General features: G+C 37.7%; 13 protein-coding genes. 7 read left to right on the forward strand and 6 right to left on the reverse strand.

Annotation, left to right across the window (positions count from 1 at the left end; all coding sequences use genetic code 11):
- Window positions 1–6: 6 nt before the first annotated feature.
- The 5 genes from N0B48_RS15400 (at window position 7) to N0B48_RS15420 (ending at window position 7,913) form a co-directional block, all read left to right on the forward strand.
- Window positions 7–3,744 carry a FliH/SctL family protein gene (locus N0B48_RS15400; RefSeq protein ID WP_259839665.1) on the forward strand — a complete coding sequence of 1,246 codons (3,738 nt, stop codon included), beginning with the start codon at window positions 7–9 and terminating at the stop codon, window positions 3,742–3,744.
- A gap of 62 nt (window positions 3,745–3,806) precedes the next feature.
- Window positions 3,807–5,717, forward strand: a complete 1,911-nt coding sequence (locus tag N0B48_RS15405) for a hypothetical protein (protein ID WP_259839667.1) — start codon at window positions 3,807–3,809, stop codon at window positions 5,715–5,717.
- 161 nt (window positions 5,718–5,878) lie between these two features.
- On the forward strand, window positions 5,879–6,799 hold the full coding sequence (locus N0B48_RS15410) for a helix-turn-helix transcriptional regulator (RefSeq protein ID WP_259839669.1): 921 nt from the start codon (window positions 5,879–5,881) through the stop codon (window positions 6,797–6,799).
- A 55-nt stretch (window positions 6,800–6,854) separates the two neighbouring features.
- Window positions 6,855–7,481: an energy transducer TonB gene (locus N0B48_RS15415; RefSeq protein WP_259839670.1), complete on the forward strand. Its 627-nt coding sequence runs from the start codon at window positions 6,855–6,857 to the stop codon at window positions 7,479–7,481.
- Complete coding sequence (locus N0B48_RS15420) at window positions 7,482–7,913, forward strand: nucleoside deaminase (RefSeq protein ID WP_259839671.1); 432 nt, start codon at window positions 7,482–7,484, stop codon at window positions 7,911–7,913.
- 167 nt (window positions 7,914–8,080) lie between these two features.
- Here the strand turns inward: N0B48_RS15420 and N0B48_RS15425 are convergent, their stop codons facing one another.
- Genes N0B48_RS15425 through N0B48_RS15445 form a run of 5 tightly spaced genes read right to left on the reverse strand, consistent with a single transcriptional unit; the run spans window position 8,081 to window position 11,797 of the window.
- Entirely contained in the window at window positions 8,081–9,232 is a 1,152-nt protein-coding gene (locus N0B48_RS15425; protein WP_259839673.1) for a hypothetical protein, read from the reverse strand.
- Window positions 9,222–9,791 carry a hypothetical protein gene (locus N0B48_RS15430; RefSeq protein ID WP_259839675.1) on the reverse strand — a complete coding sequence of 190 codons (570 nt, stop codon included), beginning with the start codon at window positions 9,789–9,791 and terminating at the stop codon, window positions 9,222–9,224. Before N0B48_RS15430 ends, N0B48_RS15425 begins: the two co-directional genes overlap by 11 nt.
- Before the next feature lie 43 nt (window positions 9,792–9,834).
- Window positions 9,835–10,404 (reverse strand): hypothetical protein, encoded by a 570-nt coding sequence (locus tag N0B48_RS15435; protein WP_259839676.1) that lies wholly within the window; start codon window positions 10,402–10,404, stop codon window positions 9,835–9,837.
- Between the two features lie 47 nt (window positions 10,405–10,451).
- Window positions 10,452–10,991, reverse strand: coding sequence for a GNAT family N-acetyltransferase (locus N0B48_RS15440; RefSeq protein WP_259839677.1), 540 nt, complete (start codon window positions 10,989–10,991; stop codon window positions 10,452–10,454).
- Between the two features lie 47 nt (window positions 10,992–11,038).
- Window positions 11,039–11,797, reverse strand: coding sequence for a type III pantothenate kinase (locus N0B48_RS15445; protein WP_259839678.1), 759 nt, complete (start codon window positions 11,795–11,797; stop codon window positions 11,039–11,041).
- Between the two features lie 279 nt (window positions 11,798–12,076).
- Between N0B48_RS15445 and N0B48_RS15450 the strand changes: the two genes are divergently transcribed.
- On the forward strand, window positions 12,077–12,697 hold the full coding sequence (locus N0B48_RS15450; RefSeq protein ID WP_259839680.1) for a hypothetical protein: 621 nt from the start codon (window positions 12,077–12,079) through the stop codon (window positions 12,695–12,697).
- 116 nt (window positions 12,698–12,813) lie between these two features.
- Entirely contained in the window at window positions 12,814–13,416 is a 603-nt protein-coding gene (locus N0B48_RS15455; protein WP_259839682.1) for a hypothetical protein, read from the forward strand.
- Between the two features lie 448 nt (window positions 13,417–13,864).
- Here the strand turns inward: N0B48_RS15455 and N0B48_RS15460 are convergent, their stop codons facing one another.
- Complete coding sequence (locus tag N0B48_RS15460; RefSeq protein WP_259839683.1) at window positions 13,865–15,706, reverse strand: M1 family metallopeptidase; 1,842 nt, start codon at window positions 15,704–15,706, stop codon at window positions 13,865–13,867.
- Window positions 15,707–15,934: the final 228 nt, after the last annotated feature.

The following is a 15,934-nucleotide window of genomic DNA, read 5'->3' on the forward strand; positions in this document are numbered from 1 at the left end:
ATTAAAATGGCAACAAACGACACCACCAACAACGCTTCACAGACTCTTTTCAGATTTGTAAGCCTTAGAAATCCACAATTAACGGAAACTAAAGGTAAAAACTTAGGTTTCATCCACAGACCTCAAACAGGTTTAACCAGCTATTTCGATTCTTATATCAATCCTGCTGATTCGGCACTGGCAAAATTCCAGGCTATGGAACGCGCTTCAAAGTCTTTCAATCCTGCCGGCTATGAAACAGAACTTAAAGTAGAGGAAGGAAGCTTCGCGGAAGCTTTGAAAATAGGAAGAAAAATCTCAAAACTGGAAACCCTGACTCCGCAGGAAGAAAGTGCAGCAGTCAACGCTTATGAAACCACAACTAAAGATCAGCTAAGCGCTTTATGGGACAACCTGATGTATCAAACGGCCTCTCAGAATAATTTTTATGTAAAAGAAGCTGTAGCCCACATCTTAAAAGCTCTTCATTTCGGATATGTATGTACTCTGCAATCAACAGACGAATTGGTGAAAATAAACGGTTCTGATCTTAAAGCAAAAGCACTTGAAGCAAGAATTGTTCTTCCAATGAAATTTTTTGGAGACGGCTACGAAGGCGAAGGTTCCGGAACAGGAAATCCTGCTTCACGTCAGCCTTTCACTGTAGGAAAATCTGCGATTGGAGACGATCCTATTAACGAAACCAAAGCCGTTCTTTCTGTTCCTGCTAAAGAACAACTAAAAGCCGAAGGGGAAAAGATTCAGGAACTTACCAATCTTAACTTAGAAAAAGACAGTCTAAATGTGCTGAAATCTGAGCTGGAAAAAGTACAGAAAATTTATCAGAAAGCAAGAAACAAAGCATATGATGAGGCTTACAAAGAATATCTTGCCGCCAATCAGCCGGCACTTGACAGATACAGAGCTCAACTGAAAGAAATTCAGGCCCAGATCACAAAGGAAATGACAGAGCAAGAAATCAATGCTTTGTATGCAAAGCTTGAAGAGCCTTCTATTCCTCCATTCGTTTTCACGTATAAGAATGAGATCAACTTCGGGGATTTTACAGAAATACTTTCATTGAATTCTCTAAAAATCTTCGTTGATAAGTTTACCGCATTAACCAGCGGACAAAAACCTGAGGACGGTTTTGATTTCACCAAAATAAGTGTGGTATCCGACAGAAAGCTTCAGCTTGGAGGAGTGGTAGTTTCCATCACCGATGAGTTTGACACGTATCCTGAAGTTTTTGAAAAAATCGACGAGGAACATGCTGCAAAATCTCAAACCCTGTATAATAAAACACCGGCTCAGGAGCAGACATTTGCCAGCCTTGGAGGAATCCTTGTCCCTGTAGCTGATTCTTTTACACAATATGCAGCTAAGGTAACGCCAAGATCTTATTATTTAAAAGCTACCCCTCAGGGAAGTGTTTTTGCAGGCAGCCCGGCCTATCTTACGTTCTATTATCAGGCAGAAAGCACAGCCTGGGGAATAGCATCCGCCAAATTATCAATGATCTCAGATGTAGGTAATTTTGACGAAAGCTATAACAATATCGAAGTAGTCGACAATAAAGTGACCCTTGCGTCAATTATGGTGGGTAAGTTCAGCAAATACATCCGAAACATTCAGATTAAAATCTACTTTAACAACGGTAAAGAGGCTTCACTGGACCTTTCCGGATTAGAACCTAACAAGGCCTATACTGACGTCTTATATGTTGAAGATATTAAAGATGAAACCGGAAATCCGGGCGGTGGAATTGAAAATCCTAAACCGGGAACTTTCATTCCTAAACATTTTGGTGTAAAGAGATTGGGTATTGCAGATTATCTTAAAGTGGAGCAAAGCGTTCATGCATACGTTCCGGGAGAAGTCTCTAATATTGAAAATGTGATGGCCAGCGAGCTTCGTCATAAGTCTTCTGTAGCGAGAGATTATTCAGAAATCACTGATACGACTTCGGAATCTATTGAAAGTGAGAAGATTTCTGACACTACAAAAGCAGACAGAAATGAAATGCAGACTGAAATTGCTCAGGAACTTAAAAAAGAGCAGGAAATTACTGCCACCACCAAATTTACGTACGATACAAAAGTAATGAAGTACGAGATTGGTGGAAGCTATGCAAACAATACTTCGCAGCAGGACAGTACCAAACAGGCCGTGAAAAAATCTCAGGAGATTACAGAACGTGCTATGGAACGTGTTCTTACGAAAATCAACAAAGAGCGTGTACAGAAGATCATTAAAGAATACACGGAAACCAACGTTCACGAATTTGACAACAGAGGTCAGGCCTCTCAGGAAAATCCTCAGCATATTACGGGAGTATACCGATGGGTAGATAAGAAAATGAAAAACCAGATCTACAACTACGGTAAACGTACGATGTTTGAATTCATGATCCCGGAACCGGCAAGACTTCATACTTTGGCGACTGCAGTATCGAAAGCGGACACACTTACCGCTCCGGCAGATCCAAGAAAAGCTGAAAAACCATGGGGCATGGCGAGTGCTCAGGTTGCCACCAAAGATCAGATTGAATATTGGGCTAATATTTACAACGTGAAACTTACCGAACTTCCAAAGTCTCCTATCAATCTTATTCTGGGAAAACAATGGGAAAAAGTAAACGGAAACGAGGAATACAGACACAGATCTATCGACATTCCTGTGAACTACGAAGCAAGCAGTGTAAAAATGTTCTATGGTTTTGAAAGAAACAGAAAAGGAACCAGTACACTTTATACCAACAACTTTGCGGGAGGAATGGTTCCTTTCTCAAATGGAGGTACTTCTATTGATTCTACCGCGTATTTCACGCCACAGAACGTAGTAGGTTCTTACGATTTTGCCTACAGATGTATCAATATTGACTCGGTGAATATTGCCTTCGAAATTACATGTAAGCTTTCCCAGGCGTTTATGAAATCATGGATTCAGGAAAACTTTACAGCCATCATCAAGGCGTATGACGAAGCGTATGCTATTTTCCTTGAAAAACAGAAGGAACTGCAGGATAAAGCAAAAGAAGAAGAGGCTGAAAACAAAGAAAAGCTTGGGAATTTCTACCGTGAAATGGAATCTGTGATTCTGAAACACAACTGTATCGCTTATCTTCTTCAGGATTATCTGACTACTTTAGGACAGTCGTTCACTTCAGGAAGTCAAATGAGTGATTTCAAAGTCATTCTGAGCGAAAATCTTGAACAGTACACCGCTTTAGCCAAGTTTATGGAACAGGCATTCGAGTGGAGTATTATGGATTATACCTTCTACCCATACTACTGGGCAGACAGAAAGAGATGGCAGGAAATGTATCTTACGCAAAGTGTAGATCCATTATTCAGAAACTTCCTTCAGGCAGGTATGGCAAGGGTAATCGTAACCGTGAAACCTGGTTTTGAAGACGCCGTACAGTTCTTCATGAGTACCGGAAAAATCTGGAGCGGAGGAGAAGTTCCTGTTATCGGAGATCCGTTGTACATGTCTATCGTAGACGAATTGAGAAAGCCAACCGGCGAAGCTCAGGGTAAATTCTGGATCACAAGAATCCCTACTACACTTACGATCCTTCAGGCCAAGTCTGTAGGTCTGGAAGTAGAACAGGCTCTTCCAATGTTCCCTGAAGATGATCCTAAAAACTGTGAGAATCCGAAGGAGCTGGAAACCACGAGTCCATTCAAACTGCTGGATAAAGCGACTCTTGAGGCAGGCACAAAGCCAACCACCTTACCAACCAATATTATCAACAAATAATTTTCATAAATGGCGGCGGAATTTTTTCCGCCGCTTTTTTACCCAAATCAAAAATTTTTAAAATGAAAAATATAGATATACGATACCCGGCCAATATTGGTATTGCTGATATTGATGTTTATAAAGCCCGTAGAAAGAAAACTTTTATAAACACGGCCAATTACTACATCAAAGTAAGAACTACACCTCCTTACAACGGCGAATTCGGCTTTGATTGGATTGATATAGATCCTTCCAGCGGCGACGTACAGAAAATACAAGATGTAAATATCTCGGAACTGGAATATTATTACAAAAAACCTTTTAATGCTAATGATCCCAGGGATTTGGGAAATATAGTACCCGCTACGGACAAAACAGGAGTCAACGACACCATAAAAGAAAACTATCCTATAATAGAATCAGGGAAAAAAGTTGATATCCCCTGGGTTTTAATAAAACCCACTCAATCTATCCAACTTTCTCTTGAAGTAAATCTTACCACTGCCACTGCCATCACATCAGAGGCGATAAGTATTACCGGAGACGAATTCTATGATTTCGAAATTGTAGGAGGTACTAAAACAGGTAATAAGACGGAAAAAAGCTTAACAGCAGACAAAGAAATCTTCATCTTAAAAATAAAATGCCTCAAAGAAAGTCCCGAAAACAATTATTTTATTCTTCAGCAGAGCTCCGGAGACAAACCTATTAAAGTGGGAGGATTTACGATGATGGAAAATAAAATTCAAAAAATAAAGTTCAGAATTATTGCACTGGTATCTTCTGACGGTACCCAAGCGACAAAAGCGAAGAATCTTTTCCAAAAATTTGTAAAGGCTGATATTCTGAAATACCTTAATAACAATTCTTTAAACCAGGCAGGATATGAAGTGGATATTGAAAACCAGGATATGTTTGATAACCTTGCAACGGCTAATCTTGATGATTATTATTACGCATTTGATAAAACAGAATGGACAGCCAAAAAATATTTTGGTAAAAAGGGTACAGACGAAGTGATTGTAGAAAACCAAAAAGACATTGGCGAACCGGATAAAAACAACAATCTGGACACTGTTATTTTTGAGGAATATCAAACTTATTTAGCTTCCCGGAAAAAGAATTATACAGGCGGAATTATTATCCTCAATGATTATTTATCTTCAAACCCTGATTCCGGAGCCTATAGTAAGCCAGATCCTCTCAATTACTATAAACTTATGGTGTTTGTACGAAATATTGATCAAAAATTCACTTATTGTCATGAAATAGGACATATGCTTGGGCTTCAACATTTATTTTTTAATACCGCAGAGCAACAGAGTTATAAAGTTGATCGTGAAAAAATTTTAGGGAATGACCTGCCCGAAAATTCACCAGAATATAAATCTGGCGTTTTAAAGACCATCAGCTTTATGGAGGGTTCTACCGGCGCTATCTTTTTTAATGGTATCACAGTCGGTAAAAAAGAGAACATTCTAGCCGGACTCAACAATCTCATCAAGACCATGCAAAAAAGATATGATGACACCAAAAAGAACCGAGATAATGTAATTTTGAAATATAAAAACTTCCCGAATTCTTATAAAATAAACAGCACACAAACAAAAGGAGAATATATTGCCGCCTGCAATGAAAGTATGAATACGGCACAGGACTATAATAATGCTAACAAAAAAGCAATAAAAGTCCTTAATAAAAACAATGATTATGGTTACCACACTTTAACAGAATTGGCCTACTTCTTAAGAAAAGATGCCATTTCTTTAGCAAAGGAATACTATGAATGTCTTAAAATAGTGATCAAGCAGGATCATGACAACTATTTAATGTTTAAAATAAGAACCACACAGAACATTATGGATTACAATGATCCTGGAATAAGGTATCTCCATAACCAGATAAAAATTATGAGAGATGATTACGGGAATTTTACGGATCTCAAAAAAGGAATTTCCTCACCAAAAGCGCCTCTAAAAAAGAAAAAATAGAAAATCCAATAAACCAGTAGCGTGAAATTATTTCATGCTACTGGCTTAAAAAAAGCCACATAAAATTAAAACACGACACGTTTTGTCGCATTAAGCCTATATATTTGTCTTATAAAATTTTACCATGAAACGCAGCTTGCTGCAGCATAAATTATAGACGAATGAAAAAAGATTTTTATCTGACAAGATATGCCTTAATTATAAAAAGATTAGAAAGTTCTCCTGCTACTTATTCCCAGCTGGAGGACTATCTTCTCAACTCTTTCGAATTTCAGGATGCAGGGATCAAGAGCTACTCGATTCGCACATTGCAGAGGGATATTCGTGAGATTTCCGATCTTTTTAATCTTTCCATTCACAATAAAAAGAAGGGAGATAACCGGTATTACATCGAAAGCCGTCCCATCATGGAAGTGGATGAATACAACCAGAAGCTATTGGAATCTTTTCAGGTAAGTAATGCATTGAACCTTCATCCGAATTTTTCAGATTTTATCTTTTTCGAAAGCAGAAAACCTACCGGAATTGAGCATTTCTATGATCTTTTCTTCGCCATCCGTAATAAAAGAGTGGTAAGCTTTGAACATTACAACTACAAAAATAAAATAATGACTTCCCGGAAAGTACATCCTTTGGCTTTAAAGGAATCCAAAGACAGATGGTACCTCATCGCTATTGACACCAAAGACAAAGTTCTGAAGTCATTTGGTCTGGACAGGGTCAACTATCTGGATGTGAGCGACAATAAATTCCGTGAAAAGTACAATTACAATTTCAGAGAACATTTCAAAAATGCTTTCGGCGTTATGAATCTGGCAGAGCAGAATCCGGAGAAAATCGTCATGAAATGCAGCAGACATCAGGGAGAATACATCAGAAGTTTTCCGCTTCACCAGTCTCAGAAAGAAACCAAAGAAACACCGGAAGAAATCTATTTTGAGTTCTTCCTCCACCCTACTTATGATTTTATGCAGGAAATTCTTTCGTATGGAAAAGAAGTCACGGTCCTGGAACCTAAAGGTTTAGTTGATGACATCCGCACCCATCTTCAGGAGTCCCTAAACCGTTATTTTGAAAGCTAATTAACAAGAACAAAAAGCTCATTTATTTTAATTATATTTACATAAATATACTCTTTTGAAAGCTTTATTTCTTTACCTGTTCTGCCTTATTTCTTCCTTTTGCTTTTCCCAGCAGAAAGAAGAATTCCGGAATGTAAAAAACTATTACAACCAACACCGGAGTATGCTAAATACAGAGTTTAAAAAGAAATTTGACCTGGAACCCGACTCTTTCAGGAAAGCCAATATAAAACTTGATTTTGTTCTTTTCATGAAAAAGATGGACAGCATTGAAAATGTTGCGATGATTGGCGCTCTGCTTAAAGTTAGAAACCTTGAAGATCTGCAATCATTGAAAAACCCAAAAGGCATATCAGAAAACAACACCGGGAAACCGGCCGTTTTTGAGAAGCCCGCTGATTATCCGGGTGGTTTTAATACGTTGAGACAGGAAGTGGCCCATCTTTTTTACACACCCGCTGTTTACACCGAAGCCAAAACCGTAAAAACAGACGTGGCTTTTATTGTGGAAAAAGACGGAAGCATCAGCAATGTCCATGCAAAAGGGGATAATTTCACATTCAACCGACAGGCTGAGATCGCGCTGTACTCTGTTTCGGAAAAATTTTCTCCGGCGATTATCAATGGAGATCCGGTAAGACACAGCCTCAGACTTCCTTTAACATTAACGATTGAAGATTAAATGTTTACCGACGAATATTACATGAAGATGGCCCTGCAGGAAGCAGAAGCTGCATTAGAAAAAGATGAGGTTCCCATCGGATGTATCGTGGTTTCCAATAACCGCATCATTGCAAGAGCCCACAACCTTACCGAAACCCTGAACGACGTGACAGCCCACGCAGAAATGCAGGCAATCACCTCCGCTGCGAATTTTCTTGGTGGCAAATATCTGATCAACTGTACACTTTATGTGACACTAGAACCATGTGTGATGTGCTCGGGTGCACTTTCCTGGTCACAGATTTCCAAAGTGGTGATTGGTGCAAGAGATGAACAGAGAGGATTTATCAACAAACACCTTTCTCTGCATCCAAAAACAGAAATCGTAACCGGAGTGATGGAACATGAATGTTCAACTATCGTCAAGGAATTCTTTAAAAGCAAAAGATAATTGAGTTTGAGAGTCGGAGCGTTTTAGGATTTGAGAGTTTCGAGATGCGGGGTTCGGGTTTTCTAATACCTGAAAACTCATAGTTCCCTAAAAAATTCACTTTTCACTTGCGAAGCAAAATTCACCATTGACAATCTTAAATCTGATGTCTGAAATCTTTTTGCAGTCTATTCCGTATCTTCTATAACCGCATGGAAAAGAGGTTTTAAAGCATTCATCTTTCTCCAGTTCAATTCTTTGGTCTTTATCATGTATTTTCTAAAGCTGAGTGTGAGAAGACTATCTTTTTTCTGGTACACATAATCAACCTTTGTCTTTTTGTTTGTATAATCTTCGAGAATAAGCTGATTCTTTGATCTCTGTACATAATGAAAATCCACCATCTTTTCATTTTTGTCCATGAGAATAAGATAGCTGTTCCGGTGAAAGAAAACATATTGAATATCTGAATCGGCATCTAAATTTTTAAAAGCACCATGAAGCAAAGGTCTATCTGAGGTGTCATCATTAAAATTCCCTGAATTAATAAACGGAAAAAGTATCGCAGCCAGTGAAAGTCCTACAAAAGCCGTCTTGAAAAAGATCCAGACAGGCTGAAACTTTGGATTGATTTCTCTTTTTTCTTCCCGATTCACTTCCTGTTTTAAAATCAAGAAACGATATAGCGGTATCCAGTCATTTTTTAATGCAAAAACAGCCATAGAAAGCAGGATCAGAGAAAAGAATTTAACCGAGATATCAAATCCTATATTAATGAGGAAAATATTAATCAGGATGCCGATGGACACCAACAGTCCCAGCACACGCGTTTTACGGAAAAGAATCAGGAGTGTTGTCAAAATCTCCAAAATTCCCGCAGATACGGAATACAACCGGGAAGTTCCCATTGTACTCCAAAACAAAATGTCTTTATCCAGATTTCCAAAGCGGGAGTACAAAATATTAGGTTCGGGAAGATAGAATTGGGCTTTAAAAACTTTATCAAAACCATATTTCATCAGAATCACAACCAAGTATAAAACGATGATTTCTTTAGACAAATCAAGAATTCTCTGCTGGTATTTCTTTTTGATCAATATAGCTGCTAAAGCCGATACAATCATAAGAATCATGACCAATGCAAACATAGAACTGCTGTCCGAAGAAAAATCTATTCTTGATTGATTGATCTTAAAAATATTTTTCACAATCCAGTCTGCGAGATCTTCCCATAAAAACAATGACCAGCTTTGCTGAAAATCACCCAGAAAAGTTAATGGAAAGAAGAGCAGGAACAGCAGAAAAAAGATTCCGATTCCAGGCAGAAGTCTATTTCTCATTATTTTTTTTGTTCTTTTTCCAGCTGTATAATCCTGAAGCTCCGGAAAACATCAGGATACCCAAAAGAAGACCTCTCGGTATCTTTTCTGACTTTTCTTTTTCAGGTTTAGTAGCGGCAGGTTTAATGACTTTATAGGATTTGTCCTGTTTGTTATACTTCACAACAACAACGCTGTCCATATCATTAACGAACTGATAATTATTTTTCAGAACTGTTTTTACGCTGTCTATATTCTTTTTTGCAAAAAGAGCACGATTATGTACCACCTTTCTTCCTGGCTGCCATTCCTCTTTTTTATCATTAAATAAAATACCGGCAGATCTGGTTACCAGAACACTTTCTCCATCCTCAAGAATAATCACAGAATCTAGTTTCATTTTTTCGTAAAACGGTCTGGAATCACCTAAATTAGAAAAGTTGGCATCAAAAAGATTTTTAGAAACGGCTGTATTGAAATCTGCCGAATGTCCACTGTGGCTTTTAAAAGCAATCAGTTTGGTTTGTGAAAAGATGGAAATACTTATCAGAAAAGCTAGAAATGAATACGATATTTTCATGGGAGTCATTTAAAGTTAAAAAATCATTTTGAGAAGATGCCGATTATTTCTTTTTATTTTTTTTCCAGCTGTAGAATCCTGAAGCTCCGGAAAACATCAGGATACCCAAAAGAAGACCCCTCGGGATTTTTTCTGACTTTTCTTTCTTCGGATTTACTTTTTTTACAGGTTTTACTTCTTTATAGGACTTATTTTGTTGATCATATTCTACAAAAACAACACTGTCCATATCATTGACAAAGTAATAATCTCTCTTCAGTACATTTTTTACACTGTCAATATTTTTCTTTGAGAAAAGGGCATGATTCCGTACCACTTCCCTTCCCGGTTCCCAAACTCTTTTAGTCCCATCGGGAACTATTTTTTTTGCAGAACTGGTCACTAAAACACTTTCTTCATCATTAAGAATGATCACGGAATCCAGTCTCGCATCTCTTACATATCTTTTCGGGACTATACCAAGATTTGACGAATTAGCATCGAAAAGATCTTCAGAAACTGCTGTATTGAAATCTGCCGAATGACCGCTATGGCTTTTGAAAGCGATCAGTTTGGTTTGTGAAAAAAGGAATGTGCTAATGGTTATAGCAAGGAGAGCGTAGATTGTTTTCATGGAAGTATTTGCAGATTTGATAGCTTATTCCACGAAAGGTTAAATCATTATTTATTTTTTAAGACAGAATACATCATCACATCAAAGTATTCGCCGTCTTTTTTGAGATGTTGTTTCAGCAACGCTTCTTCTTCCATACCGGCTTTTTCCATGATTCTTCCGGAAGCGGGGTTGTGGAGAAAATAGGTAGCGTAGATTTTATTAACTTCCAGTTCACGGAATCCAAAATCGATGAGGGCAATGGCAGCTTCAGTGATGTATCCTTGGTTCCAGAATGGTTTTCCCATCCAATAGCCCAGTTCGGCTTTATCATCATCTCTGTCGTGAAGACCGATAGCGCCAATAATTTGTCCTTCTTTGTTGCGAACTGCAAACGTGTATCCTGTATTGTTTTCAAAGGCTTCTCTGGAGATTTTCAACCAGAATTCTGCATGTTCCAGCATATACGGATAAGGAATATTGGAAGTAAGATCTGAGAAAATTTTCTCCTGAAGATAAATTTTTACAGAAGGAATATCCTCCTCTTTCAACTGTGAAAGGATCAGCCTTTCTGTTTCTATGGTCGGAAATTCTTCTAATTTTCTCATATCCCGTTTTTAATATCTTGAAATTTTAAGCCTTAATCTTACGAAGGTTATAAATCTTTTCCCAGGAAATAAAGTCCTTTCAGTGTATGCAATCTGTCCATCACATGAATCTTTTCTGTCAACGGTTTATACACGTGGGAAACTCCACCTGTCGCGACAACAAAACAGTCATCATTCACCTCATCGTTGATACGGTCTACAAAACCTTCTACCATCCCCAAAAATCCGTAAACCATACCACTCTGCATACAGGTTACGGTATCTAATCCAAGGACTGTTTTAGGCTTTTTAAGCTCGATGTCAGGAAGCTGTGCCGTCTGGCTGATCAGTGAATTCAAAGAAGTTACAATTCCCGGCGCGATAATTACACCTAATGTTTCTCCTGTTTCCGTAACACAACTTGCGGTAAGAGCTGTTCCAAAATCAATAACGATTTTCTTACGGTTGGGATACAGATTGTGGGCAGCTACAAGGTTGGCATAAATATCCGTTCCCATCTGCTTAGATTTCGCCTGAACCCCGGAAGGTGTAGATCTGTCGACGATCACCGGTGAAATCTTATGGATCTTTTTAATGGCCGAACTGATCACTTTGGTAAGCTGTGGAACCACAGATCCTATAATGACTTTGCTGATCTCTTCCGGTTCTATTTTGTAGGTCTGATACAGCATCAGCATCTGTACATACAGTTCGTCTACCGTTCTGTACGGCTTGGTATTGATCACCCATGAAATATCACAGTTGTCTCCATTGAAAAGTCCGAATCTGATATTGCTGTTCCCTACGTTGATTACGATTGAATTCATTTGATTTTTTAAGCTAGTCTGGGTTAAAAAACAGGTGTAAAAATAAGGCTTTATCCTCAAAAATAAGCAATATCGGTGTTATTTAGAGTAATTCATGAATCCAGATTTATAACTTTTAATAATTTGTTGATTAAACGTTCTCATTTAAAGCACAAGGAGCATTAAAACCCCCGTATTAACTTTTTAAAAACATTTAATTATATTTATAATTGAAACATTTACCTTTTAAATATGATAGATCATATCATTCAGAATAATCAGAATACACAAAAATCATAGATGAAAAAAATACTATTTCTCATATTACTATCCATTGTTACTTCTTTTAATGCACAGAAAAAAAAGGCTTATTACAACGAAGACATGAAAGAGATAAGTAAAACTGAGTTTTTCAACCAAAGAGATTACAGTAAAAATATAGACTTGTATATCGAAGATCAAGAACAATTTAACAATATATTAGTTCGCCGAAAAAATCATGGAAAACTGAGTGAAATTGAGCTCAAAGAGCTACAAATATCCCTGTCAGGCAAGAAACTTGACAAGAACCTTATTATTATATATTACCCAGGAAAAGACAGCTACAACACTATAGATAAAAATACATCCTGGAATGTGTTTAATAAAAGTAACCTAAAAAAATTAAATAGAAAAGACGATTACGAAGGCTTTTGGATATACAAAGATTATGATGGTCTGCAATACTACTTTCCGGATCGGGTTAATTGGCAGCCCGACAAAGACGGGGTGATCGAAAATTTATTTTTTAAAAACCATTATCCTTTCTTTAGTTTTGTTGTCATTGATAAAAAGGGAAACTATATATCTTATTTCAGTGAATTTGGAAAAGACACGGTCTGGAAATTGGTTAAAGAATTAAAAAGAACAGACTCTAGATGATATTTTAAATTAATATCCTCATGTTTCCAGTCTATAGAAAATTTAAGTGCCAGATTTAGAAAATTGAAAACAATTAATTACCTTTAAAACTCAAAATATTTTAAATCTCATCTTCCATGAAAAACCTGATTTTCCTATTTTTCTTTTGTATCAGTCTGAATACTTTTGCGCAAAATGCGTCTCAGGTTAACAGTGTATTTCAGAAAATAAAAGAAGGGGCAAAGATTGATAAGAATGACCGGGCTGTCTATGATCTTCTGGATGAATTTTACAACAAAAACCTTCAGTCCGAAAAAGATGAAATGACACCAGAAACGGTTGAGAGAATTGAAAAAATGGCCTCAAACCCAGATACAAAAAACCTTCATATCCTTATGCTTTTTTTGATGTATCAGCAACACATCAGCCGTACAGCGATGGTTGGAAAACCATCTGATACGGACTTTCAGATCGAAGCGATGACTTTGCTGGAAAAGGAAACAAGGGATGTTTATGGCAAAGTACCCGCAATCATTTACATCTATAAAGCTGAAGCACTGGACGGAAGCGGAAAGAAAAACGAAGCCAAAACAGCTGTTGATCAGGGATTAAAAGAATATCCGGATTCAGTTCCTTTAAAAGTTTACAGCTACTTGAATACAAAAGATGCGGCCCTAAAAAATGATCTTGTAAAAAATCATACTAATCACTGGATGGTGCAGCAGTTTGAGATAAAATAAGGAGAAAGATTTCAGATGCCAGACATCAGACATCAGATTTTTAAAGAAATGGCAGGATTGTCAATGGTGAATTTTGCTTCGCAAGTGAATGGTGAAGGTTTTTAAGATCTAAGATTTCAGACTTTATTCAAGACAAATAAAAATCCCGCGGAAAATGTTCTGCGGGATTATTTTTTATTAGACTAGGATTAAAAAATGTCAATAGTCAATTTTGCTTCGCAAGTGAATGATGAAGGTTTTCGAAGACATCAGATTTCAGACATGAGATATCAGATTTTTAGGTTGAGGCTAAGATTAAGGAAAGTGAATGGTGAATTTTGCTTCGCAAGTGAAATGTGAAGTCCTCATACTCCAAGACCCGCGTTACATAACTCATCACTCATAATTTATAACTCATAACTTCCGATAACTCTCAAACCCGCATCTCGAAACCCGCACCAAAATTCATCTATTGTTTTACTTCGACAATATTATCCTCCATATTGACATCTGCCAATCTCTGGCTGAAATCTATTCCTAAAACAGACAGTTGAGATTTTGTGTAAGGAATTGTCAATGTATATTCTTTTTGTGTCCATGGCCAGTACGGCATCGTCTTAAAGTCACCGTAGATATCTTTATCCTTCCATGTATGGGTCATGTTTAGAGGAATCTGATAGGTAACCACTTTTTTATCTATCGTCAGTACACTGAAATCCACAGGCATTGGAACCTGACCATTATTGACAAGGGTAATTGTGGTAGATTTTGCATCGTACTTCACATCTTTAATCCCGTAATCAATGGTTTTTGTCGTGTTGATCCAATAGTTATGGAACCATTTCAGATCCATTCCTGATACTTTCTGAGCAATATGAAGGAAATCCCTGTCAGAAGGATGTTTCATATGCCATTGGTCGTAGTACTGCTTTAAGGTTTCGGCAAGTTTCTGCTCACCCATAATATAGCCCAATTCTACAAGATACAGCTCCCCTTTTACGTAAGAAGCATACGTGTAAGCCGTCCCGTTATCGTGGTGATCGCCCAACCATACGGCAGGCTCTTCAATTCCTTTTTTAATAAAATTCCTGTAAGCTTCTACAGTATGTACAAAAGGATTCGGAAGTTCTTCCGGGAATAACTGATGCATCACATAGCCTTCTGCATAGCTTGTAAACCCTTCATCCATCCACGGACGTACGGATTCATTGGTGGCCAGCATCTGTTGATACCATGAGTGCGCACCTTCGTGAGCCATCAGTCCCATCAGTCCTTTCATATCTTTAGCTTCTCCCAGGATCATCGTACACATTCCGTATTCCATACCGCCGTCACCACCTTGAATAAAGGCGTAGGTCGGGTATACATATTTTCCGAAGTGAGCATTCATCAGCTGGAAATATTTGGTCACATAAGGCTGAGCTTCTTCCCAAACTTTTGTTTTGTCGTTCTGCTGATAAACAAGGAATACTTTCGGTCCTTCAGGGACATCAAAACTTTTAATGATATAATCTCTGTCTGCGCTCCATGCAAAGTCCAGAATATTATTGGCTTTCCATTTCCAGACTGCTTTTTTGCTTTTATCTGCTTTAATTTTTGCAGCGCCATCATATCCTTTTACGTCCGCAGGATTTTCAAGAACGCCTCCCGCTCCGATCACATAGTCTTTGTTGATTTTAATGGTAACATCAAAATCCGAGAACGGTGCATGAAATTCCCTTCCGATATAATCAAAAGTTGCCCAACCGTCATAATCGTATTCTGCAACTTTAGGGTACCATTGAGTCATGGTCATATCCACTCCTTCTCTGTTGTTTCTTCCACTTCTTCTGATCTGCTGAGGGATTACAGCATCCCAATCCATGGTAAAAGTCGTGGTAGAATTGGGTTGGATTGGCTCTGCCAGATAAACTTTCATAATGGTTTCCTGAACTTCAAATTTCAGATCTTTTCCGTTTTGCTTAATCCAGTGGATATTTTGAGCGCCCTCCTGATCTTTCGGAATAGCTGCCAATCTTGAAATACCCTCTTTCTGTAACCTGGAATCTCCATTTTTCCCCTGACCGGCAATTCTCTGGTCCATCATTGAATTAGGCTTAAAAGCATTCCAGTACAGATGAAAATACACAACGTTCAACTCATCCGGTGAGTTATTGGTATATTCTAAGGTTTGATTTCCCTGGTAGGTAAATTTTTCAGCATTAACATCAATCTCCATCTTGTACTTTGCAGCCTGCTGATAATAAGCCCCCTGCTGAGCCTGAAATTGTGAAATGATAAACGCAAAAATGATTGCAGCCGATTTTCTCATTTAAAATTTATTTTTTTTAAAGGTAGGTAATTTATGTAAAACCCTCAAATACCTCCATATTTGAGAGGCATTTCCCATTAATTTTTCGCATGGGGAATTTATAACTATTTATACAAGTATTTTAAATACGACAAGTTTTGACGCATTACCTTATTATATTTGCTTTAGGAAAATATTTTACTATTAAAGATAGTATTTGAAAATTTATGCTTATCTTTGCAACAGCTC

This window comes from Chryseobacterium herbae (genome assembly GCF_025154075.1).
GTDB classification, from domain to species: domain Bacteria; phylum Bacteroidota; class Bacteroidia; order Flavobacteriales; family Weeksellaceae; genus Chryseobacterium; species Chryseobacterium herbae.

What these genes read in the sequence shown, in the direction of transcription:
- N0B48_RS15445 (WP_259839678.1), bottom strand. Translation starts at nt 11,797, where the DNA reads ATGAATTCAATCGTAATCAACGTAGGGAACAGCAATATCAGATTCGGA.
- N0B48_RS15400 (WP_259839665.1), top strand. Translation starts at nt 7, where the DNA reads ATGGCAACAAACGACACCACCAACAACGCTTCACAGACTCTTTTCAGA.
- N0B48_RS15450 (WP_259839680.1), top strand. Translation starts at nt 12,077, where the DNA reads ATGAAAAAAATACTATTTCTCATATTACTATCCATTGTTACTTCTTTT.
- N0B48_RS15420 (WP_259839671.1), top strand. Translation starts at nt 7,482, where the DNA reads ATGTTTACCGACGAATATTACATGAAGATGGCCCTGCAGGAAGCAGAA.
- N0B48_RS15430 (WP_259839675.1), bottom strand. Translation starts at nt 9,791, where the DNA reads ATGAAAATATCGTATTCATTTCTAGCTTTTCTGATAAGTATTTCCATC.
- N0B48_RS15460 (WP_259839683.1), bottom strand. Translation starts at nt 15,706, where the DNA reads ATGAGAAAATCGGCTGCAATCATTTTTGCGTTTATCATTTCACAATTT.
- N0B48_RS15405 (WP_259839667.1), top strand. Translation starts at nt 3,807, where the DNA reads ATGAAAAATATAGATATACGATACCCGGCCAATATTGGTATTGCTGAT.
- N0B48_RS15455 (WP_259839682.1), top strand. Translation starts at nt 12,814, where the DNA reads ATGAAAAACCTGATTTTCCTATTTTTCTTTTGTATCAGTCTGAATACT.
- N0B48_RS15435 (WP_259839676.1), bottom strand. Translation starts at nt 10,404, where the DNA reads ATGAAAACAATCTACGCTCTCCTTGCTATAACCATTAGCACATTCCTT.
- N0B48_RS15440 (WP_259839677.1), bottom strand. Translation starts at nt 10,991, where the DNA reads ATGAGAAAATTAGAAGAATTTCCGACCATAGAAACAGAAAGGCTGATC.
- N0B48_RS15410 (WP_259839669.1), top strand. Translation starts at nt 5,879, where the DNA reads ATGAAAAAAGATTTTTATCTGACAAGATATGCCTTAATTATAAAAAGA.
- N0B48_RS15425 (WP_259839673.1), bottom strand. Translation starts at nt 9,232, where the DNA reads ATGAGAAATAGACTTCTGCCTGGAATCGGAATCTTTTTTCTGCTGTTC.